Origin of the sequence: Parolsenella catena (assembly GCF_003966955.1) — a bacterium.
GTDB lineage: Bacteria > Actinomycetota > Coriobacteriia > Coriobacteriales > Atopobiaceae > Parolsenella > Parolsenella catena.
Window position 1 is genome coordinate 1,051,083 of sequence record NZ_AP019367.1, and the last position, 21,338, is coordinate 1,072,420.

The window sequence follows — 21,338 nt, forward strand, 5'->3', positions numbered from 1 at the left end:
GGGGCAGATGGCCTTCCCGGACGCCACCGACAGGCCCTCGCGCACGATCCTCACCGGCGAGGGCGGGCGCGGCGCGAGCCGCTTCAAGCACGTGATCGAGTGCGCCGATGGCCGCTACCGCAGGCTCGTCCCCGACGAGCTCGACCAGCTCCAGGGGTTTCCGAGGGGTTGGACCGACACGGGGATGAGCGACGGCAACCGCGCGTTCTGCATGGGCAACGCACTCGTCGTCGGGATACCGCACCGGATAGGCAAGGCGATCTGCGAGATTCAGCAAGACTAATCAACGAAGCATCATTTATATGAGGCGGCTTACCGAATCGCAGGCAAGCCGCCTCAATCGATTGTGGGTGGCCAAATTCGCGAAAAGCGCAGCGCCCGCGGGCAGTCGATGCGCCAAGATAGAAGGCGCAACGACGCGCCCACCGAAAGGCCCCCATGTCATCGTTCGAGATCATCCTGCTGCTCATAGGCTGCCTGCTGGCCTCCAGCGTGTTCAGTCAGGTGCTGCCGCGCGTCTCGCTGCCGCTCGTGCAGATCGCGCTCGGCGCGGTCGTGGGGCTGTTCGTCACGGCTGACCCCACGCAGGTCTTCCGCGACCCGGAGCTCTTTCTCGTCCTGTTCATCGCACCGCTTCTGTTCGAGGAGAGCCGCCACGCGGACAAGCAGGCGCTTCTTCGATTCTGGGCGCCCGTCGCCTCGCTGGCCGTTGGCCTGGTCATCGTGACGACGCTCACCTGCGGCGCCGCCCTTCACCTCGCCGACCCCAACATCCCGCTCGCCGCGGCGTTTGCCCTGGGAGCGGCGCTTGGCCCCACGGACGCGGCCGCCGTGGCCGCCATGGGCGCAGACGTCACGCTCACGCGCCGCCAGAAGTCGCTGCTCTCGGGCGAGGCACTGTTCAACGACGCGTCGGGCGTCGTGTGCTTCGAGTTTGCCGTGGTGGCCGCAACCACGGGCGAGTTCTCCGCCGGCCACGCCGCGGCAACGTTTGCGGCCGACTTCTTTGGTGGCATCGCCGTGGGCCTCGTGCTGGGCGCCCTCATCGCACTTGTGGTGCGCAAGGTGCGCGACCTTGGCCTGGAGACGCCCACCGAGCACGTGCTCTTTGAGGTTCTCACGCCGTTCGTGACCTTCCTCGCCGCCGAGGAGCTGGGCGTGAGCGGCATTCTCGCCGTCGTGTCCGCGGGGCTGCTCATGCGCCTGAGCCCACGCGGGCTCACGGTAGAGGCGTCGCGCCACGCGCTTGCCAGCGAGAGCGTCTGGGAGCTGCTCACGTTTGCCATCAACGGCACGCTGTTCGTGCTTCTTGGTATGAAGCTGCCCGCAACGCTGGGCCCCATCCTGCGCGTGTCCCAGGGCACGGACGCCGCGGTCGTGTGCGGCCTGGTGGTTCTCGCCACGGCGATCGTGGTGGGGATTCGCCTTGCATGGGTTCTCGCACTCGAGAAGATCCACCGCGCGCGCCACGCGCACGAGTATGCGGGCACGGGCACAGCGGCGCTCGTGCGCAGCGCGACCGTGACGTGCCTGAGCGGGCCCAAGGGGGCGGTGACCCTCTCAATCATGCTCACGCTCCCCTACCTCACGGCCGACGGCACCACGTTTCCCCAGCGCAGCCTTCTCATCTTTGTGGCATCTGGCGTGATCTTGCTCACGCTGCTGCTTGCCAACTTCATCGTGCCCGTGCTGGCCCCCGCCGAGGACACCACCGAGGCAGACGCCGCGCTCGCCCGGGCCCGTGCGCAGATCCTGCGCGCCGTCATCGACGAGCTCGCCGAGCGTGCCACGCCCGAGACGCGCGCCGCAACGCGCCTTGCCATCCGCTCCTATCGCGAGCGCCTCGACAGCGTGCTCGAGGTCGAGGCCTCCGCAGAGACGGTGCGAGACCTCCGTGTGCGCGTCATTGACGAGCAGATTGCGTTCGTGAGCCGTCAGGCGGCCGAGGGCCGTGCGGATGCGGAGCTGGCCGAGCGCTACGCGGCCGCGCTCGAGCAGTTGCGCGGTGCCTACGAGCTGCACCACGGCGTGAGCGGTGGCCGGGCGAGGCGCCGGGCCCACGTGATGCGCATCTCCCAGGCGCTGCGCGGGCAGGCCAGCGAGGAGCAGCGCCACGAGCTCGCCGAGCTCCACAGGGCCGCCGAGAAGCATGCCGTGGACGCGCTCACGGCCATGAGCGGCGAGCTCACGAACGAAGAGCGCCGCGCCGCCCGCATGATCGCCGGCGAGCACCGCGCGCACCTCGCGATGTGCCTCTCAGGAGGATATGGCGAGGGTGCCCGCCTCAGGCAGCGTGTCCGCGAGCAGGCGCGTGACATCGAGGCCGAGGGCCTTGGCCTTGAGCTTGAGCAGATCCGTCGCCTGCACGACGCCGGGCACCTCAGCACCCGCGCGGCTCGCGAGCTGCGCGAGGAGATCTACCTGCTGCAGATGGGCCTCGACGCGCGGTGACGGCCGGCGGGGCGATCGGGAGGGGCGGCTAGATGCGGCGGGCTGCCGTTCAGGATGACGACGTTCATGCCTCTCCCCTCGCTCGTGTTGCGTGGCGGCGGCTCCCCGGCCGCGCGTCACCCGTGTTTGTACCCCGCCGCGAGTGCCTCCCGTTGGGTAGAATCACGCTCGTTGGCACCGCGAGACAAGCGAGGCAAGGAATGAGCGACAAGAACCTGCATGTGGCGGCCGCGATCATCGTGCGAGACGGAGCCGTGCTCGCCGCGCAGCGAAGCCACGGCATGAAGGACGGCTGGGAGCTGCCCGGCGGCAAGCTCGAGCCCGGCGAGACGTCCGAGGACGCATGCCGCCGCGAGATTCGCGAGGAGCTGGGCCTTGAGCTGGGCGTCCTGTGGCCGTTCACTACGGTACGCCACAGCTACCCCGAGTTCGGCATCGAGATGGACGTCTTCTGCGCGCCGGTCGCAAGCGACGCCGAGCCCCAGATGCTCGACCACGAGGCGCTGCGCTGGCTTGGCCGAGACGAGCTGCTGTCCGTGGACTGGCTGCCTGCAGACCTCGAGGTGGTGCGCTCGCTGGGCCTTGCCTGGAGTGACGTGTTCGACAGCATGCACATGTAGCGGGCACTGGGCCCGCGCGGGGTGCCGCGGCGACAGATTGGCCCCGTCCCCAAGTGTCACCGCGCTACAATGAACATTTGGCGCTGGACATTTATCCCCCAGACCGGCGTCGGGAGGAAGCACATGGCAAAGAACACGGTTCTCACCCTCGCCAAACAGGTGGCCGAGGGCCAAAAGGTGACGATGGTCACCAGCTACGACTACACGATGGCAAGCATCGTCGAGGCCGCGGGCATCAACATGATCCTCGTGGGCGACTCGCTTGGCATGACGATGCTCGGCTACGACGACACCATCCCCGTGACCATGGACGACATGGTCCACCACACGCGCGCCGTCACGCGCGCCACGAGCGACACGTTCGTCGTGGGCGACATGCCGTTCATGTCCTACCAGCTTGGCGTCGAGCAGGCGCTCGCCAACGCGGGCCGACTCATGAAGGAGGGCGGCTGCCAGGCCGTCAAGCTCGAGGGCGGCGTGCGCTGCGCGCCCCAGATCCACACCATCGTGGAGGCGGGCATCCCCGTCGTGGGCCACGTGGGCATGACGCCGCAGAGCGCCAACTCCTTCGGCGGCTTCAAGGTGCAGGGCAAGAGCACTGAGAACGCCCAGCGCATCGTTGACGACGCCCTGGCCGTGGAGGAGGCGGGCGCCTTCGCCGTGGTGCTCGAGTGCGTCCCGCGCGACCTCGCCGAGTTCATCACGTCCAAGCTCACGCACTGCTTCACGATCGGCATCGGCGCGGGCGCGGGCTGCGACGGCCAGGTGCTCGTGGCACAGGACCTCCTCGGCATGACGCCGGGCGGGTTCAAGCCCAAGTTCGTGCGCCAGTTCGCCCAGGTGGGAGATGCCATGCGCCAGGCATACGTGGACTACGCCGAGGCCGTGCAGTCCGGCGAGTTCCCGGCATTCGAGAACGGCTTCAAGATGGATCCCGAGGTCATGGACCAGATCAGGAGGAACAACTAATGCAGGCAGTCACCACCATCGCCGAGGTTCGCGAGCAGGTCAAGGCTTGGAGGCGCGAGGGGCTCACCGTGGGTCTCGTCCCCACCATGGGCTTTCTGCACGAGGGCCACAAGAGCCTCATCGTGCGCGCCGCGGCAGAGAATGACCGGGTCGTGGTCAGCGACTTCGTGAACCCCACGCAGTTTGGTCCCACCGAGGACCTCGAGAGCTACCCGCGCGACTTCGAGCGCGACTGCAAGCTGTGCGAGGAGGCCGGCGCCGCCCTCGTGTTCCACCCCGAGCCCAGCGAGATGTACGCGCCCAACGCCTGCACCTACGTCAACATGGACGAGCTCACGCACGAGCTGTGCGGCCTCACGCGCCCCATCCACTTCCGTGGCGTGTGCACCGTGGTCTCCAAGCTCTTCCACATCGTGTGCCCCGACCGTGCCTACTTTGGCCAGAAGGACGCCCAGCAGCTCGCCGTCATTCGCCGCATGGTGCGCGACCTCAACTTTGACATCCAGATCGTGGGCTGCCCCATCATCCGCGAGGAGGACGGGCTGGCCAAGAGCTCGCGCAACACCTACCTCTCGGCCGAGGAGCGCACCGCGGCGCTGTGCCTGTCTCGCGCCGTGTTCGCGGGCCAGAAGATGGTCGAGGCCGGCGAGCGCGACGCCAAGACCGTGCTCGACGCCATGCGCGCGATCATCGAGGCCGAGCCGCTCGCGAAGATCGACTACGTGAAGATGGTCGACTTTGAGAACATCGTGCAAATCGAAAAGATTGAGAACGTCCCGGTGCTGTGCGCCATGGCCGTCTACATTGGCAAGACGCGCCTCATCGACAACTTCATCTATGACCCGGCCGAGGACGCCGGCTGTGGCTGCGGCTGCAGCGGCGACTCGTGCTGCTGCTGTGGCGCGTAACGTGGGCTCGCGCACGAGCATCGCGTTTGTGGGAGCCGGCAAGGTTGGCTGCTCGCTCGCCCGCTTTCTGGCGGGCGGCGAGGGAGTTGGCCTTGCCGGCTTTTTCTCACGCTCGGCGGCGAGCGCGCAGGATGCCGCGGCGTTTGCCGGAGGCCGGGCGTTTGACGAGCCTGGCGAGCTCGTGGCAGCGGCGGATATGGTGTTCGTGACGACGCCGGACGACGCGATTTCACAGGTGGCTGGCGAGCTCGCGGGCTGCGGGGCCTCGCTCGCCGGCAAGCTCGTGGCGCACTGCTCGGGCGCCACGAGCTCCGAAGCGCTCGCGGCCTGCCGGGAAGCCGGCGCGGCCGTAGCCTCGTGCCACCCGCTCTACGCCGTGAGCAGCAGGTTTCAAAGCTGGCAGGAGCTGGGGCGCGCATGGTTCACGCTCGAGGGCGACGACGCGGCCGTCACCGCGCTCGAGACGCTGCTCGACTCCCTAGGCGCCCGCCACGCGCGCATCGACGCGGCCCAGAAGGCTCGCTACCACGCCTCCGCCGTCATGGCATCCAACCTCGTGGTGGGCCTCTACGACATGGCGGCCGACGAGCTCTCCCGCTGCGGCCTTGCGCGCGCGGACGCCGAGGCCGCGCTCGCCGCGCTGTTCCTGGGCAACGCCGAGCACATCGCGACAGACGGCGTCGCCGCCTCGCTCACGGGTCCCGCCGCGCGCGGCGACGAGGTCACCATCGGCCGTCACCTCGCCTGCCTCGATGGCGATGACCGAGCCGTCTACGAGCTGCTCACCGCCCGCTGCCGTCAGATTGCGGAGCGCGGCAGGGGCTAGGGCCCTCAGCGCCGCAGCGAGCGAGGGCTCCGCAAGCGCGGCCCTCGCTCGCAACGCAAAAGACGGCTAGCAGAGGCTCAAATCAGCGAACCGGGCGACCGCCGCCGCGTCAAGAGCGTCGTAAGGCACCACGAACCGGGCCCGGCCGTCAGCCGGGGCGTTGCCTGCGTCCCACACGTAGCGCTCGAGCGGCACGAAGGCGACACCGGGAATGCCCAGGTCCACGGCCCGCTCGGCCAGGACTTCCGCATCGCGAACGCCCTCGATGGCCAGCACGGCATGCAGGCCCGCATCCGCTTCCTCGATGCGGACGCGCTCCGCATCCCCTCGCGAGCGCAGCGCGTTCGCGAGGGCGTCACGCATATCGCGGCAGCGCTTGCGAACGCGGGCCACATGGCGCTCGTACTCACCGCCCTCCAGGATCCGTGCAAGCGTCACCTGTTGCACGGAGCTCACCGTGCTTGAGTAAAAGCCCAGCTCACGCACATAGCGCTCCATCAGTTCCTCCGGCAGCACCATATAGGCAAGCCGCAGCGCACTGCCCAGGCTCTTGGAGAACGTGTTCGTGTAGATGACGTTGCCGGCAACGTCCGCGCTCAGCAGCGCCGGCACCGGACGACCGGACATCCTGAACTCGCAGTCGTAGTCGTCCTCCACAAGCCAGCGGCCCTCGCGCGCCGAGGCCCAGCCAAGCAGCTCGTAGCGCCTTCCGATCGTGGTCACGCGCCCCGTGGGAAACTGATGTGACGGCATGACATGCAAGACGTCCGCGTCCCCAAGCGCGTCCACGCGCACACCCTGCCTGTCGAGCGGAACGTGGCGCACGCGCTGGCCGCAGGCCTCGTAGATGCGCGTGAGGCGCACGTACCCCGGGTCCTCGACGGCAAACTCGCGCCCAATCCCCACAAGCTGGGAGATCATCACGTCGAGCATCTGCGCGCCCGCGCCCACAACGATGCGCGCGGGATCCACCGCAAGCCCGCGCGACTGCCGCAGGTAAGCCGCGATGGCGCGTCGCAGCCGCATCGAACCCTGGGCAGGCGCAGGCGCAAACACCTCCCCCTCCGGCTCCGAGCTAAGCGTCTGCCGCAGTGCGCGCGCCCACAGGCGCGCAGCATCTCCCGAGAACGACACCGAGCTCGTGAGGTCCGCACCGTCATCAACCGCCTCGCAGGCGACGACAGGCGCAGACGTCGGCACCGGCATGCCCTCCCCCGCCGGCAGCTCGCAGGCAAAGTAGCCGCTACGCGGCCTGGAGCGCACGTACCCCTCCGCCGTGAGCTGGGCATAGGCACCCTCAACCGTCACAACGCTCACGCCAAGGTGCTGGGCCAGCGCGCGCTTTGAGGGAAGCCGCTGCCCAGCCGCAATCGCGCCCGCCATGATGTCGTCGCGAATCCGCTGGTACAAAAAGTCGTACAGCGCGGAATCGCCACGTGCGGAGAGATCGTAGTCAAGCATCTGGCCTTACCTCTTACGTCTACTGACCTTATTCTGACCCGTTAACTTTCTCATTATCTGACTATTTTGCCAAGGCCAGCTCACGCGTAGGCTATCGAGCCACCAAACGCAAGCGCACGCACAGGAGGCCCACATGACCAGCGCAAACGACCGAACCCAACTCAACCGACAGCTTGCCCAGATGCTCAAGGGCGGCGTCATCATGGACGTCACCACCCCCGAGCAGGCCCGCATCGCAGAGGAGGCCGGCGCCTGCGCCGTCATGGCCCTCGAGCGCATCCCCGCGGACATCCGCGCGGCCGGCGGCGTCTCCCGCATGAGCGACCCAGCCATGATCGAGGGAATCCAGCAGGCCGTCTCCATCCCCGTCATGGCCAAGTGCCGCATCGGCCACATCGTGGAGGCGCAGGTCCTGCAGGCCATAGAGATCGACTACATTGACGAGTCCGAGGTCCTCACACCGGCTGACGACACACACCACATCGACAAGACGCAGTTCGACGTCCCGTTCGTCTGCGGCGCACGCGACCTCGGCGAGGCCCTGCGCCGCGTGGCCGAGGGCGCCACGATGATCCGCACCAAGGGCGAGCCGGGCACCGGAGACGTGGTGCAGGCCGTGCGCCACATGCGCAAGATCCAAAAGCAGATCCGCGACGTCGTGGCGCTGCGAGACGACGAGCTGTTCGAGGCCGCCAAGCAGCTCGCCGTGCCCCTTGACCAGCTGCGCTTCGTGCACGAGAACGGCAGGCTGCCCGTCGTGAACTTCGCCGCCGGCGGCGTGGCCACCCCCGCAGACGCCGCGCTCATGATGCAGCTCGGCGCGGAGGGCGTCTTCGTGGGCTCGGGCATCTTCAAGTCCGGCGACCCGGCCCGCCGCGCCGCCGCCATCGTGAAGGCCGTGGCCAACTACACGGACGCCAGGCTCATCGCCAAGCTCTCGGCCAATCTCGGCGAGGCCATGGTGGGCATCAACGCAGATGAGATAGACATCATCATGGAGGAGCGTGGTCGCTAGTGGCAACCGCAGTTCTGGCCGTCCAGGGAGCGTTTGCCGAGCACGAGGCCAGACTCGCCGAGCTGGGCGAGACATGCGTGGAGCTTCGCCAGGCCTCGGACCTTAGGCAGCGCTTCGACCGGCTCGTGCTGCCCGGCGGCGAGTCAACCACGCAGGGCAAGCTGCTTGCCGAGCTTGGCATGCTCGAGCCCCTGCGCGAGCGCATCGAGGACGGCTTGCCCGTGCTCGCCACCTGCGCCGGCCTCATCCTGCTTGCGAGACGCCTCGACGCCCACGACGACCGTGACACGCCGCGCATCGCCACGCTGGACGTCCTCGTGCGCCGCAACGCCTACGGCCGGCAGCTCGGCAGCTTCCGCACCTCGCTGGAGCTTGCCGGCATGGGCACCGTGCCGGCGACGTTCATCCGCGCGCCGTTCGTCATGGAGACGGGCAGGGGCGTGGAGACCTTGGCCACCTGCGACGGAAACGTCGTGGCCGTGCAGCAGGGCAAACAGCTCGCCCTCGCCTTCCATCCCGAGCTCGACGAGGACCCGCGCATCCACCAGCTCTTCCTCGACCTGTAGCAGCCAACCCCATACGCAAGCCCCGCGGGGCGGCACCGATTCCATGGAGAGAGCAAAGGAGTCGGCGCCGCCCCGCGCTCCACGTTGTACTCTAATGAGCTGGCATACAACGGCCGCACGAGCGGCATCACTCATACGGGGAGCACCACCACATGGTTCTCAACATGCTCAAGGGCAAGATCCACCGAGCCACGGTCACGCAGGCCGAGGTCGACTACATTGGGTCGATCACCATCGACCAGGACCTCATGGACGCCGCAGGCATCCTCGAGTATGAGAAGGTCCAGGTGGCAGACGTCGAGCGCGGCACGCGCCTGGAGACCTACGTCATCTCCGGCGAGCCGGGCAGCGGCGTGATCTGCCTCAACGGTGCCGCCGCGCACCTCGTGACCCCCGGCGACAAGGTCATCATCATGTGCTACGCCCAGATGACGCCCGAGGAGGCGCGCGAGAGCAAGCCGCGCGTCGTCTTCGTGGACGAGGACAACAAGATTGCCCGCCTCACGCGCTACGAGCGCCACGGTCGCCTCGAGGACCTCGCCTAGCCAGACGAACGCGCCAATGAGAGGACACGCCATGGACGAGAACAGCACGCAGCAGCCCGCCGACGCGCCGCAACCCACGCCGCAGCCCGCTCCCGCACAGACTCCACAGCCCCAACCCTCGCCCGCATCGGCGCCGCAGCCAGCCCCTGCGCCCCAGCCGCAGCCATCCGTCATCGAGAGCGCCAGCGCCACTACCTCCTCCGACAACCACGCGGGGGCGGCGCCCTACGTCATCGTCGCGGCCACGCTCGCAGTGCTCGTGGCGCTCTCGCTCGCCCTCGCCAACCTCGTCTCGGCCGTGGGCGAAGGCATCGGCGACGCCTACGACGAGGACTACTACGACAGCTTCGACTATGACGGCCTCCTCGATGACCTTGATGACCTCGACCCCCAGGGAAGCACGGGACGCGACCTCACGGCGGACAACGTCTTTGACGTCGAGCTCACCTGCACCGACTACACCGTTGACGACTACGTGTTCGCCAGCGACTACTCCGGCTCCCAGCAGGCTGTCTCCGCCTACGTCAAGACGCTCGCCAAGACAGACGCCGACGCCGCGGGCCAGCTAGCCGGCCACCTCCGCGCCGCGGCCGCCGCCACGGACGACGCCAGCCGCGCCGACGAACTCTCCCAGGCCGCCAGCATCTGCCAGGACACGAGCGCCGCCATCGACGGGCTCGCCCTGCCCGGCACCGCCGACATCACGGGCGGCTCGGCCGACGACATCCTTGAGCACCTCACCGAGGGCCGTGACGCCACGAGGCGGCGTTGGGACAAGCTCGCCCAGCTCGTCGCCGTCCTCGCCTCGCCGGAGGGGCACACCTCCTCGGAGCTCTCCGACCTGGACAATGACGCGGGCGACGTCACCGACCCGGCCATCGACCTCACGCGCGCGCTGGCAACCTCGGCCTCGGACAAGTAGCGCACCCGCGCACCGGCGCCCAGCGCAACCCCCCCCCCGCCCTAAGCAAGTCCCTCTCGCGAGCTGGCTCCCGTCACACGCGCGCCGCTCGCGCGAGCGCAAGAAAGGAACCCCATGAGCAAGGCAGACGAGCTCTTCTGCGCCATGTGCGCAGACATCCTCGAGAACGGCACCACCACCGAGGGCCAGAAGGTGCGCCCCCACTGGGAGGACGGCACGCCCGCCTACACCATCAAGCAGTTTGGCGTCGTGAACCGCTATGACCTGCGCGAGGAGTTCCCCGCGCTCACGCTGCGCCGCACCGCGCTCAAGAGCGCCATGGACGAGGTGCTATGGATCTACCAGAAGAAGTCCAACAACATCCACGACCTCCACTCCCACATCTGGGACGAGTGGGCAGACGAGACGGGTTCAATCGGCAAGGCCTACGGTTATCAGATCGGCCAGAAGTCCCACTACCCGCAGGGCGACATGGACCAGATGGACAAGGTGCTTTATGACCTGCGCGAGACGCCCTTCTCGCGCCGCATCATGACGAACACCTACGTCTTCGCCGACCTCTCGGAGATGAACCTCTACCCGTGCGCCTACAGCTGCACGTACAACGTCACGCAGACGCCGGGCTCCGACAAGCTCACGCTCAACATGGTGCTCAACCAGCGCAGCCAGGACGTGCTTGCGGCCAACAACTGGAACGTGTGCCAGTACGCCATCCTGCTCATGATGGTGGCCCAAAGCGTGGGCATGATCGCCGGCCAGCTCGTGCACGTCATCGCCGACGCCCACATCTACGACCGCCACATCGACATCATCCGTGAGCTCATCTCCCGCCCGAAGCTTGCGGCTCCGCGCGTCTCGCTCAATCCAGAGGTCACGGACTTCTACGGCTTCACGACCGACGACCTCATCGTGGAGAACTACGAGCATGGCCCGCAGGTTAGAAACATCCCCATCGCCGTCTAGCGAAGGAGGCCCACAGTGACAACCGGACCCGCCCTCAACGGTATGCTGCCCAACCTACACGCCATCGTTGCCGTCTGCGACGACTGGGGCATCGGCCTTGCCGGTGGCATGGTCGTTGACAACCGCGAGGACATGCGCCACTTCGTAGCCTGCACCAAGGGCCACACCGTGCTCATAGGGCGTCGCACGCTCGAGAGCTTCCCGGGCGGACGCCCGCTGCGCAACCGTCGCAACATCGTGATCACGACAGATCCCGCCTTTTCCCGTGAGGGCGTCGAGGTGGCCCACACGATCGAGGAGGCGCTCGCACTTATCGGCAATGAGGAGACGTGGCTCATCGGCGGGGGCATGCTCTACCACGCGCTCGTCGGCCGTTGCGCCACGGCCGAGGTCACGAAGAACCACTGCACGAGGCCCGCGGACACGTTCTTCCCCAACCTGGACGAGGACCCATCGTGGTGCCTCGAGCACGCCCGCACCACCAACGAGAACGGCGACCCCCTCGTCACGCCCGAGGGAGTCGCCTTTGAGTTCGACACGTATGTGAGGGCCTAGCGAGCCGGGCGGCGCGTGACGGCACCCGGCGGGCCAAGACGCTACAGGTTACCCAGGCCGCTGAGGTCGGCACCAACGAACACGAGGCTGGAGAGCTGCGAGGCATCGGAGAGGTCCCAGCCGTCGTCGCCCTTCGTGAAGTCGATGGACATGGACGAGGTCTTGGTGGGGGCGTCGCTGGCTCCCAGGGCATCGGTGAGCTGCTGGAGCATCTTCTGCATCATGCCGTTCTCGCCCAGGTTGTTGTAGTCGTCGATGGCCTCCTGCGAGGTGACGTAGGCGGAGACGTCATTGGCCCACGACGTTATGACCTTCTCGATGTCCACGTTCGTGACGTCAAGCGTGGCCGTGGCGGAGTCGCCATCGACCGTAACGTCAACGTTGTCGTAGGAGAACTGCTTCACGCAGTTGGTGTAGAACGCGAAGGCGTCAATGCCGTAGGTCTCCATCTCGCTCACCGCGGAGTCACCCATCATGGACTTGACGGTGTCCTCGTCCACCGTCTTGATGGCGTCAAGGTCGGCGGTGAGCGTCTGCTTGATGAGCTCCTCATCGCTCGGGCCGCCACAGGCGGTGAGACCGAGCGCGGGAATGGCGGCAAGCGCGGCCGTACAGACGAGGGCAAGCGCCCTGCGCGCGACGTTCGTGTACTTCATGGTGCTCCTTCGTCCTTGGGCAGGTCCCTCCCGCCCCCTTGGCCCATCATATCAAATTGAATCAAACCAGAAAGTATGTCTGCGGCGGACGGTGCCCCCAGCAGCGCGAGATGCGCATCTCGAACGCACGCGCTACACTGAATGAGTAAGCCAAGACAAACATTCTGCGCCGCCACCAATCTGGCGCAGGGAGGTTGCAACCATGGGCATCAACATCGTCATCGTCGTCGCGGTCGTCATCGCGGCGGCCCTCGTCATCCGCGGCTACATCGCGCGCGGAGGAAAGGGAGACTGCTGCGGAGGTGTGGACGTCGTGCGCGCCAAGGGACCGGCAGACAGGGACGCCAGCCACTACGCCCACACCTATGAGGTCAAGGTTGACGGCATGAGCTGCGAGAACTGCGCCAAGCGCATCGCGAACGCCTTCAACGCGATGCCTGGCACCATGGCAAGCGTGGACCTCGCCTCGGGCATCGCCACCGTGCGCACCAAGGAGAGCGCGGACGTCGACGGGCTCAGGCGCGTTGTGCGCAACGAGGGCTACGGGGCCGGGGCCATCCGGGAGCTCTAGGGCCGGACACGGCCGGCCAGCGTTGTTGCTCAGCCAGGTCAGGCAGTGCCGAATCTGCTTCATCTACCTCGCAAAACCTGTAAACTATAAAGGTTGCATCCGCTACCCAATTGAGGTGACATGGACCTTCGAACCAAGCTCGAGGGATTGCTGGGCCGCGTCCGCGGCCTGCACCCCCTTCTCAGGCCCGCAAGCATACTGTGGGCCCTCGTCTTTGTCGTTCTCGCCCTGACGCTGCAGGGCCTTGCGTCGGCCGGGACGCTTGTCATCGACGGCGACTCTTTTGCCCTCATCGAGCTCATCCTCGTCATGGGCGCCGCGCTGTCGCTCGTACGCGAGTACCTGCTGCGTCCGCTCGACCGCCTCGCCGACAGCGAGGACGTCCGCAAAAAGCTGCTGGGGCGCGCCATTCCCGTGGTGAGGGATGTCGCGATCCTCGCGGCGCTCGTGGCCGCCACGACGCTCGCACTCGAGCTTCCCTGGAACACGAGCTTCTCCGAGGTTGACCCGAGCTTCATCGGCCTTGACCGCCTCGTGGTGACCATCGTGGTGGTGTGCGCCTACTTCGTGGGGCAGCGCCGCGGCGCCGTGCTTGCGCTTGCCGTGGCCGCGCTCGATACACTCGGCATCGCCCAGGGCTTCATGCTCGCGCTCAAGGGCACCGCGCTGCTCCCCTCAGACCTGCTCGCGCTCGGCACGGCCGCGGCCGTGGGAGGAAGCTTCGTCTACGAGGCCACGCCGCAGATCGCCCAGGGCATCGTGGCACTCGCGGTCTCTCTCGTCGCCTGCACGCTCATGCGGCCCTCCGGCAAGTCCCCCGTGCGCCCGTGGCTGCGCTTTGTCGTGACGGCGCTTGTGGCGGCCGCGTGCGTCCTCTACGGCGTCAACGCCTACAACACCTGTGACGTCCGCGAGAAGTACGGCACCTCCATCGACTATTGGTGGCCAATGAACAGCTACTACGCGCAGGGCTTCATGCCCACCTTCCTCACGATGATGCAGGACATGAAGATCACCGTGCCGGAGGGCTACACGGACGAGGACGCAGCCGCGACGGAAAGCCAGCTCGCCCAGGCATATGAGGCGAGCTGTGACCCCGCTGTGACGACGGCTCGCCAGGAGCAGTTCGATGCCATGAGGCCGAGCGTGGTCGTTGTGATGAACGAGACGTTCAGCGACCTCTCGAGCATCTACGGAGACCTGGGCGTGGGCTACGAGGGGCCCACGTACTTCAAGTCTCTCGACGATGCGCTCGTGCGCGGCAACCTGTCCGTCTCCGCCTACGGCGGCGGCACGTGCAACTCCGAGTTCGAGACGATGACGGGCAGCAGCCTGGCCTACATCGGCATGGGCCTGTACCCCTACACGCTCTATGACCTCTCTGGGCCTGCCAACCTCGCGCGGCAGTTCTCGCAGATGGGATACGCCACCACCGCCATGCACCCCAACCTGCCCACCAACTGGAACCGCGAGCAGGTCTACGAGGAGATGGGCTTTGACCAGTTCCTCTCCATCAACGACTTCGCCGACGCCCCCGTCTTCCACAGCGGCGTGAGCGACCAGGCCACCTACGAGAAGGTCCTCGAGCAGCTCTCGAGCAGCGATGACCCGCAGTTCATCCTCGACGTCACGATGCAGAACCACGCCGGCTACGACCAGTACAACATCCCCGAGGACCAGATGCGCAGCGTGGCCCCCGACTACCTGGACGAGACGGTCACCCACGAGCTCAACGAGTACCTCTCCTGCATCGACGCGTCCGACCACGACCTCGAGTGGTTCGTCTCGCAGCTGCGCGGGCTCGACCGCCCCGTCGTCCTCGTGTTCTTTGGCGACCACCAGCCCAACATCGGCATGAACCTCAACGACGCCCTTTACACGGCCGACGACGAGGCCACCCACGCCGCCCGTGCCTACGAGACGAACTACATCGTGTGGGCCAACTATGACGTTGCGGGGACGGACGAGATGCGCTGGGAGCAGGCGTCCACGAGCACGCTCGGCGCCGTCATGGCAGACGCCGTGGGAGCTCCGCTCACCACCTACCAGAAGGCCGCCATGGGCGCACGCCTCGAGATGCCAGCCATCAACCTGTTTGCCTACGAGGACAACCAGGGCTTCTGGCACAACAGCCTCCCGACTGAAAAAGCCGAGAATCCCATGCCCGCCGAGGCCGTCTATGCCTACGAGCGTGCCAACGACGCGTTCGAGAAGCTCTCACGCGTCCAGTACCTGGAGTTCGCCACAAAGGTGCAGTAGGGACCAAAGGGGACGGGTTCGTTTGGTCCGTCCCCGCTTGGCCAGGGACCAAAGGGGACGGGTTCGTTTGGTCCGCCCCCCGCCCGATTCACCCGACGCACAAGCTCCGCCTCTGGGGATGATTCCTCGTCCGAATGACGAGAGAAATGTCCCGGGAGGCGGAGTTTGTCGTTATCGCCGCACACAAAAAAGGAGACGCCCACGTGGACGTCTCCCCTTCCAAGCGTATGTAAGTCGAACTTAGGCGAGCTTACGGACGTTGGAGGCCTGGAGCTTGCCGTTCTGACCAGTGGTGATGTCGAACTCGACAGCCTGGCCCTCGTCCAGAGTCTTGAAGCCGTCCATCTGAATCTCGGAGTAGTGGACGAACAGATCGTCGCCGTCCTCACGAGAGATGAAGCCGTAGCCCTTGTCCGGATTGAACCACTTAACAGTACCCTGAGCCATGACGTGCCTTTCTTTCGTTTGCCCCTCCGGGGGCAACAAGTGCGCTTGCGCGCTGAACAATACGTGGCGCTTAGGCCACGGGTTCTAGTCTACCCCAGCCGCACGCGAGCCCGCCCGAGAAACCCAAATTAGCCGTGAGCGGTTGAGCACTTGCAATTCGGACAAGAAAGGGGTTGCGCCCCATACGACGCAACCCCAATGCTCACGGGCCAGATGCCAATGAGGTCCTACAGGTAGGCCACGGCCTTGATCTCGACCTTGGCACCCTTGGGCAGCGCGGCAACCTCGAAGGCGGCACGGGCCGGGTACGGGGCGGCGAAGAACTCGGCGTAGACCTCGTTCATGGCGCCAAAATCGGCGATGGAGTCGAGCAGGACGGTCGTCTCGGCGACGTCGGCCATCGTGGCGCCGGCAGCCTCGAGGACGTTCTTGACGTTCGTGAGGCTCTGGCGGGTCTGGGAGGCGATGTCGTCGCCGGCGAACTCGCCGGTGGCGGGGTCAACAGGAAGCTGACCGGAGACATGGATGCAGTTGCCGGCCTTCGTGGCGGCGGAATAGGGACCGACGGCGGCGGGGGCCTTGTCGGTGACGATTGCCTCAATAGCCATGTGAAACTCCTTCTCTCGGGCCGCATCCGCGGCCTATCTCATGCCCCAAAAACGGAGCGTGGTACCAAATTTGAGACAAAGGGACTGTCCCCTTGTCTCCCCTTGTCTCCCCTCGCCAGCTAGCGGCTGACGTAGCGGCCGGGCTGGGCGCCGGTGGGCTCGCCGTCGCGGGCGGCGAGGACGCCGTTCACGAACGTGAGCCGTGCGCGGCCCTTGGCCTTAAAGCCCTCGTAAGGCGTGTGGTCCACGTTCTGGTGCTGGGTGGCCGCGCTGATAGTCCAGGAGACGCTCGGGTCCCAGACGCAGATGTCGGCGTCGGCACCCTCGGCAAGGCGCCCCTTGGCGGGCCACATGCCAAAGACCTTCGCGGGGTTCTCGCTCATGAGGCGACACAGGTCGGTGGGGCCAAGCTCGTCTGCAAACGTCGTGGCGATGAGCGCGGGGCGGTGCTCCACACCGGCGCCGCCATTGGGCACCTTGCGGAAGTCATCGCGCCCGCGGTCCTTCTGCCCGTGGATGTTGAAGCTGCAGTGGTCCGTGGCGATCGTGTCGATCTCGCCGTTGACGAGGGCCTCGCGCAGCGCCACGCGGTCGGCGGGCTTGCGCGGCGGCGGGCTCATGACGAACTCGAGGCCCTCGAGGCCGTCCTGCCCGTCCCTCAGGAAGCACGTGTCGTCCAGCAGCAGGTACTGCGGGCACGTCTCCACAAAGATGTTCTTCTGGCCGCGCGCCTTGGCGGCACGGATGGCCTCGAGCCCCAACTTGGTGGACAGGTGCACGACGTTCACACGCGCGTCCCCGGCAAGGTGGGCGAGATACAGCAGGCGGCTCACGGCCTCCGCCTCGCACACGTCGGGGCGGCTCAGGGGGTGTCCCTCGGGGCCGTGGATGCCCGACTCGTACACGCGCTTCTGCAGCGCGTTAACGAGCGTGCCGTTCTCGCAGTGGACGCACAGGGTGCCCCCGAGCGGCTTGAGGGACTCGAGGAGCTCGAGCGTCTCGGCGTCGTCGAGCCGCAGGTGGTCGTAGGCAAAGTAGGACTTGAACGAGCAGACGCCACGCTCGCGCATGATGGCGAGGTCCGCACGGTTGCGCTCGTTCCACTCGGAAAGCGCCATGTGGAAGGCGTAGTTTGCCGTGCAGGTGCCGTCGGCGCGCTTGTGCCACTCGTCGAGGGCGTCGGGCAACGTGACGCCTCGGTCGGCCGTGGCGTAGTCCACGATCGTCGTGGTGCCGCCACACGCGGCCGCGCGCGTGCCCGTCTCGAAGCTGTCGGCCGTCCAGTCGATGCCCGTCCAGCACTGCATGTGCGTGTGCGCGTCAATGAAGCCGGGGAACACCCAGCACCCGCGGGCGTCATAGACCTCGTCGCCCTCGGCAGGCTCGATCGAGCTGGCGATGCGCACCACCTTGTCTGCCTCGAGCGCGACGTCTCCCCTACGCAGGCCGTCGGGACACACGAGCGTGCCGCCTTGGATGATGACCATGTTAGTTGCTCCCTCCACGACCAAGACCGCATTCGATAATCTCCTGGCAACGCCCGAGGTCATCAGGCGTGTCGATGTCCCAAAGCTCCCAGGGCCACGATGCCTCCACCGAGATGGCGCGCACGCCGTCCCCCAGCACGGCCGAACCACCGGAATCTCCCGTGACCTCGGACAGGCGCGAGAAGAGCCCGCGGGGAAAGAGCACGGGCGAGGAGGCGCGGCCACGCCACGAGAGGCGCACAACCGCGTCTGGGTTGGCGGCGGAGACGGATAGCATCGTACGCAGGCTCCCCCGCTCAACGAGAGGCTGGTCTCCGGGCACGAACAGGCACGCGTCCCACCCGGCGGCGTCTGCATGCGCGACAAGAGCGCGCATGGAGTCGCTCTGCTCGAGCGCCCCCTGCGGCCGCGCCACGTCGATGCCGCGGCGCGCGCAGATGGCGTCAACCTCGTCCGTGGCGCTCGCTACCACCATGGGCACGCCCAGGGGCACGCAACCAAGCGTGTGCTCGAGCACGGGCTCGCCCATGAGCGGCTCCACGAGCTTGTTGGCCCCAAAGCGGCGCGCATGGCCCGCGGCAAGCACCGCCACGCCAACGCGGCGGCCGGCGGCATCCTCGTCATCGTGCGTCGTGGCATAGACGCCTGGCGCAAACGCGGAGGCAAACTGGGCACCGGCGCTTGCCTCGCAGGCACTCGTCCAGCGCTCATAGGAGGCGAGCAGCTCGTCCGCCTCCGGCGTGGGCGTCGACCCGCCTCCGCCCGAGCCGCCCACGACACGCGTCGTGAGAGGGCAGCCCAGGCCGGCCTCGGCTTTGCGCACAAGTGCGAGCGCCTTCGTGTAGGCCATCCCCATCGAGATGGCCGCTGCACGAAGGCTTCCGTACTCGCGAACACGACGAAGCAGCTCCGCGGGACCGGGCCCGAAGACTCGCTCGCCGCTCTCGTCAACCAGATATGTCCTGACGCTTGGTCTCATGGCTCCATTATCCCCGACGTTGGCGTGTGCGATACGCGTCGTTGCGCATGCTCGAAAACAATGGGTGACGGGCCGCACCCCAGCTCTACCCAGGGTGCGGCCCGAAGGCATCGCTTAAGCGCGAATGGTGGTGCCGGTCTTGCCGTCGATGCCGTCACGCGCCTTCTCGAGCAGCGTGATGAGGGCAGAGCGGCCGGGCTTGCTCTCGGCGAACGCGGCAGCGGCCAGGACCTTGGGCTCCATGGAGCCCTTGCCAAACTCGCCTGCGTCTGCCAGCTCGTGGGCGCGCTCGGGCGTGAGGGCGTCGAGCCACTCCTCGTCGGGCTTTCCAAAGCGCACGGCGACCTTCTCCACGGCCGTGAGGATCACGAGGTAGTCCGCATCGAGGGACTCGGCGAGAAGCTCAGCCGCGAAGTCCTTGTCGATGACGGCAGCGGCACCCTTGAGGTGGTGGTTGCCCGTGGGCTCCACGGGAATGCCGCCGCCACCGCAGGCGATGACCACGTGGTTGGCAGCGACGAGCGAGGAGATCGTGTCCAGCTCGACGATGCGCTTAGGTCTGGGCGAAGCCACGACACGGCGATAGCCTCGGCCTGAGTCCTCGACGAAGTCGTACCCGCGGCTCTCCTTGAGGCTCTCGGCCTCCTCCTTGCTCATGAACGAGCCGATGGGCTTCGTGGGGTTCTCGAAGGCGGGGTCGGCCGGGTCTACCTCGACCTGCGTGAGGACGGTCGCCACGCCCTTGTCGATGCCGCGGCGCTCCATCTCCTCGCGAAGGGCGTTCTGCAGGTCATAGCCGATGTAGCCTTGGCTCATGGCGCCGCAGACGGACAGCGGACACGGAATGTACTTCTCAGGGTCGCTGCGCGTCAGCTCGGTCATGGCGTTGGCGATCATGCCAACCTGCGGGCCGTTGCCGTGCACGACGACAACCTCGTTGCCCTGCTCGATGAGGTCGACGATGGCCTTGGAGGTCACCTGGACGGCCTGCATCTGCTCGGGAAGGTTCTTTCCAAGGGCGTTGCCGCCGAGGGCAACGACGATGCGCTTGGACATGGGGGGCTCCGATCAAAAAAGGGTAAGCGATAAGGTTCTCACTCGGCCGCCCCAATAAAGGGGGGAAGTGGGGGCGACCGAGTGGGTTCCAACTAGCGCCGGCCCCCAGTGGGGGCCGGTTTGTGAGGTGTATCAGGCCTCGAATCGGCTAGGCCGACACGGGGGCATTAGGCCTGATACCAGCGGGGGGTGCCGGCATCCTCGAGCGCCTTGAGCGTGGCGACGGGATCGGCAACCTTCTGGAGAAACATCATTGCGGCGATGGCGTAGGGCTTGTAGGAAGCCTCCTTGTACATGCCGTCGCGGTGCATGTCGAAGACATCGGCCATGACCTCGCCGTGCTCGCAGGAGACACCGGAGATGTCGGCGGGCAGCGGGTGCATGAAGATCGTGTCCTGACCGTTGGCCGTCTTGGCCATGAGCTCGGTCGTGGAGCACCAGTCCTGGTGCGTGGCGTTCTGGGCGAGAAGCTCCTTCTCGAGCGCGGCGATGCCGGCGTCATCACCCTCGGCGTAGAGGTTCGTGCGCTTCTCCATGCCCACGTAGGGGGCCCAGGACTTCGGGATCACGATGTCGGCGCCCTCGAAGGCCTCGGCCATCGTGTTGACCTGCTTGAAGGAGGTGCCGTTCTCGGCGGCGTAGCCCTTTGCGCGCTCGACGACCTCGGGCATGAGGTCGTAGCCCTCGGGGTGGGCCAGCGTGACGTCCATGCCAAAGCGCGGCAGCAGGCTGATAAGCGACTGCGGGCAGGACAGCGGCTTGCCGTAGGAGGGCGAGTAGGCCCAGGTCACGGCAACCTTCTTGCCCTTGAGGTTCTCAAGGCCGCCAAACTCCTTGATGAGGTAGAGCATGTCGGCAGAGGACTGCGTGGGGTGGTCGGAGTCGGACTGCAGGGAGATGAGCGTGGGACGGTGGTCGAGGACGCCATCAGCGTAGGCCTGCTGGACGGACTCGGAGACCTCCTTCATGTAGGCGTCGCCCTTGCCGATGTACATGTCGTCACGGATGCCGATGACGTCGGCCATAAAGGAGATCATCGTGGCGGTCTCACGGACGGTCTCGCCGTGGGCGATCTGGGACTTCTTCTCGTCGAGGTCCTGGAGCTCGAGGCCGAGCAGGTTGGAGGCCTTGGAGAAGGAGAAACGGGTGCGCGTGGAGTTGTCACGGAACAGCGAGACGGCGAGGCCCGAGTCGAAGATCTTGGACGAGATGTTGCGCTCGCGCAGGTTGCGAAGAGCCGCGGCGGTGGCGTAGAGCGCCTTGAGCTCGTCGGTGGTCTTGTCCCAGGTGTGCAGGAAGTCGCTGTTGTACATGCCCTTGAAGTCAAGGCCAGACAGGACGTCGAGGTACTGCTGGATGTCGCTCATTGGGTTTCCTCTCCCTAGTTGGTGTGGTGGCGGGCGCATGCCCGCGCAGGACCTGCCGCCCCATGCTCCCCGAGCCGGGGCGGCAGGAAAGATTCTAAAGCGGTGCG

The 21,338-nt window shown here is 66.7% G+C and carries 22 protein-coding genes; 14 read left to right on the top strand and 8 right to left on the bottom strand.

Annotated features, from left to right (window positions below; translation table 11 throughout):
• Nucleotides 1–7 precede the first annotated feature (7 nt).
• The 6 genes from Pcatena_RS04840 (at nucleotide 8) to Pcatena_RS04865 (ending at nucleotide 5,774) form a co-directional block, all read left to right on the top strand.
• On the top strand, nucleotides 8–283 hold the full coding sequence (locus tag Pcatena_RS04840; protein ID WP_198433386.1) for a DNA cytosine methyltransferase: 276 nt from the start codon (nucleotides 8–10) through the stop codon (nucleotides 281–283).
• A 155-nt stretch (nucleotides 284–438) separates the two neighbouring features.
• Entirely contained in the window at nucleotides 439–2,451 is a 2,013-nt protein-coding gene (locus tag Pcatena_RS04845) for a cation:proton antiporter (RefSeq protein WP_126422141.1), read from the top strand.
• 200 nt (nucleotides 2,452–2,651) lie between these two features.
• On the top strand, nucleotides 2,652–3,071 hold the full coding sequence (locus Pcatena_RS04850; RefSeq protein ID WP_126422143.1) for a (deoxy)nucleoside triphosphate pyrophosphohydrolase: 420 nt from the start codon (nucleotides 2,652–2,654) through the stop codon (nucleotides 3,069–3,071).
• Nucleotides 3,072–3,194: 123 nt separating this feature from the next.
• Nucleotides 3,195–4,040: a 3-methyl-2-oxobutanoate hydroxymethyltransferase gene (gene panB, locus Pcatena_RS04855; protein WP_126422145.1), complete on the top strand. Its 846-nt coding sequence runs from the start codon at nucleotides 3,195–3,197 to the stop codon at nucleotides 4,038–4,040.
• Nucleotides 4,040–4,948: a pantoate--beta-alanine ligase gene (panC, locus tag Pcatena_RS04860; protein ID WP_126422147.1), complete on the top strand. Its 909-nt coding sequence runs from the start codon at nucleotides 4,040–4,042 to the stop codon at nucleotides 4,946–4,948. The genes panB and panC overlap by 1 nt, the downstream gene beginning before the upstream one ends.
• A gap of 1 nt (nucleotide 4,949) precedes the next feature.
• Entirely contained in the window at nucleotides 4,950–5,774 is an 825-nt protein-coding gene (locus tag Pcatena_RS04865) for a Rossmann-like and DUF2520 domain-containing protein (RefSeq protein ID WP_172596379.1), read from the top strand.
• Between the two features lie 66 nt (nucleotides 5,775–5,840).
• On the opposite strand, the gene pdxR is transcribed toward Pcatena_RS04865, so the two are convergent.
• Entirely contained in the window at nucleotides 5,841–7,235 is a 1,395-nt protein-coding gene (gene pdxR / locus Pcatena_RS04870; protein ID WP_126422151.1) for a MocR-like pyridoxine biosynthesis transcription factor PdxR, read from the bottom strand.
• A 133-nt stretch (nucleotides 7,236–7,368) separates the two neighbouring features.
• Between pdxR and pdxS the strand changes: the two genes are divergently transcribed.
• From pdxS to Pcatena_RS04900, 6 genes are all read left to right on the top strand, one after another.
• The gene (gene pdxS, locus Pcatena_RS04875; RefSeq protein WP_126422153.1) at nucleotides 7,369–8,250 is read left to right on the top strand and encodes a pyridoxal 5'-phosphate synthase lyase subunit PdxS; all 882 of its coding nucleotides are present in this window, start codon (nucleotides 7,369–7,371) and stop codon (nucleotides 8,248–8,250) included.
• Nucleotides 8,250–8,816 (top strand): pyridoxal 5'-phosphate synthase glutaminase subunit PdxT, encoded by a 567-nt coding sequence (gene pdxT, locus Pcatena_RS04880; protein WP_126422155.1) that lies wholly within the window; start codon nucleotides 8,250–8,252, stop codon nucleotides 8,814–8,816. The genes pdxS and pdxT overlap by 1 nt, the downstream gene beginning before the upstream one ends.
• Before the next feature lie 152 nt (nucleotides 8,817–8,968).
• Entirely contained in the window at nucleotides 8,969–9,361 is a 393-nt protein-coding gene (gene panD, locus Pcatena_RS04885; RefSeq protein WP_126422157.1) for an aspartate 1-decarboxylase, read from the top strand.
• Between the two features lie 31 nt (nucleotides 9,362–9,392).
• Complete coding sequence (locus tag Pcatena_RS04890; RefSeq protein WP_126422159.1) at nucleotides 9,393–10,283, top strand: hypothetical protein; 891 nt, start codon at nucleotides 9,393–9,395, stop codon at nucleotides 10,281–10,283.
• 114 nt (nucleotides 10,284–10,397) lie between these two features.
• On the top strand, nucleotides 10,398–11,246 hold the full coding sequence (gene thyA, locus Pcatena_RS04895; protein ID WP_126422161.1) for a thymidylate synthase: 849 nt from the start codon (nucleotides 10,398–10,400) through the stop codon (nucleotides 11,244–11,246).
• Nucleotides 11,247–11,261: 15 nt separating this feature from the next.
• The gene (locus Pcatena_RS04900) at nucleotides 11,262–11,801 is read left to right on the top strand and encodes a dihydrofolate reductase (RefSeq protein WP_332835567.1); all 540 of its coding nucleotides are present in this window, start codon (nucleotides 11,262–11,264) and stop codon (nucleotides 11,799–11,801) included.
• Between the two features lie 41 nt (nucleotides 11,802–11,842).
• Here the strand turns inward: Pcatena_RS04900 and Pcatena_RS04905 are convergent, their stop codons facing one another.
• Nucleotides 11,843–12,457: a hypothetical protein gene (locus Pcatena_RS04905; protein WP_126422163.1), complete on the bottom strand. Its 615-nt coding sequence runs from the start codon at nucleotides 12,455–12,457 to the stop codon at nucleotides 11,843–11,845.
• 202 nt (nucleotides 12,458–12,659) lie between these two features.
• Between Pcatena_RS04905 and Pcatena_RS04910 the strand changes: the two genes are divergently transcribed.
• Together Pcatena_RS04910 and Pcatena_RS04915 are read left to right on the top strand one after the other, a co-directional pair.
• Nucleotides 12,660–13,028, top strand: a complete 369-nt coding sequence (locus Pcatena_RS04910) for a heavy-metal-associated domain-containing protein (protein WP_126422165.1) — start codon at nucleotides 12,660–12,662, stop codon at nucleotides 13,026–13,028.
• Between the two features lie 120 nt (nucleotides 13,029–13,148).
• Nucleotides 13,149–15,287, top strand: a complete 2,139-nt coding sequence (locus Pcatena_RS04915; RefSeq protein ID WP_126422167.1) for an LTA synthase family protein — start codon at nucleotides 13,149–13,151, stop codon at nucleotides 15,285–15,287.
• Nucleotides 15,288–15,527: 240 nt separating this feature from the next.
• Here Pcatena_RS04915 and Pcatena_RS04920 read toward each other — a convergent pair whose 3' ends face one another.
• The 6 genes from Pcatena_RS04920 to ygeW form a co-directional block, all read right to left on the bottom strand.
• Nucleotides 15,528–15,734 carry a cold-shock protein gene (locus Pcatena_RS04920; RefSeq protein ID WP_073294340.1) on the bottom strand — a complete coding sequence of 69 codons (207 nt, stop codon included), beginning with the start codon at nucleotides 15,732–15,734 and terminating at the stop codon, nucleotides 15,528–15,530.
• 227 nt (nucleotides 15,735–15,961) lie between these two features.
• Nucleotides 15,962–16,342, bottom strand: coding sequence for a Rid family detoxifying hydrolase (locus Pcatena_RS04925; RefSeq protein WP_126422169.1), 381 nt, complete (start codon nucleotides 16,340–16,342; stop codon nucleotides 15,962–15,964).
• 119 nt (nucleotides 16,343–16,461) lie between these two features.
• Entirely contained in the window at nucleotides 16,462–17,829 is a 1,368-nt protein-coding gene (hydA, locus tag Pcatena_RS04930; protein ID WP_126422171.1) for a dihydropyrimidinase, read from the bottom strand.
• Nucleotide 17,830: 1 nt separating this feature from the next.
• Nucleotides 17,831–18,808: an NTP transferase domain-containing protein gene (locus Pcatena_RS04935; RefSeq protein ID WP_126422173.1), complete on the bottom strand. Its 978-nt coding sequence runs from the start codon at nucleotides 18,806–18,808 to the stop codon at nucleotides 17,831–17,833.
• Between the two features lie 114 nt (nucleotides 18,809–18,922).
• Entirely contained in the window at nucleotides 18,923–19,864 is a 942-nt protein-coding gene (arcC, locus tag Pcatena_RS04940; RefSeq protein WP_126422175.1) for a carbamate kinase, read from the bottom strand.
• 167 nt (nucleotides 19,865–20,031) lie between these two features.
• Entirely contained in the window at nucleotides 20,032–21,231 is a 1,200-nt protein-coding gene (ygeW, locus tag Pcatena_RS04945; protein ID WP_126422177.1) for a knotted carbamoyltransferase YgeW, read from the bottom strand.
• Nucleotides 21,232–21,338: the final 107 nt, after the last annotated feature.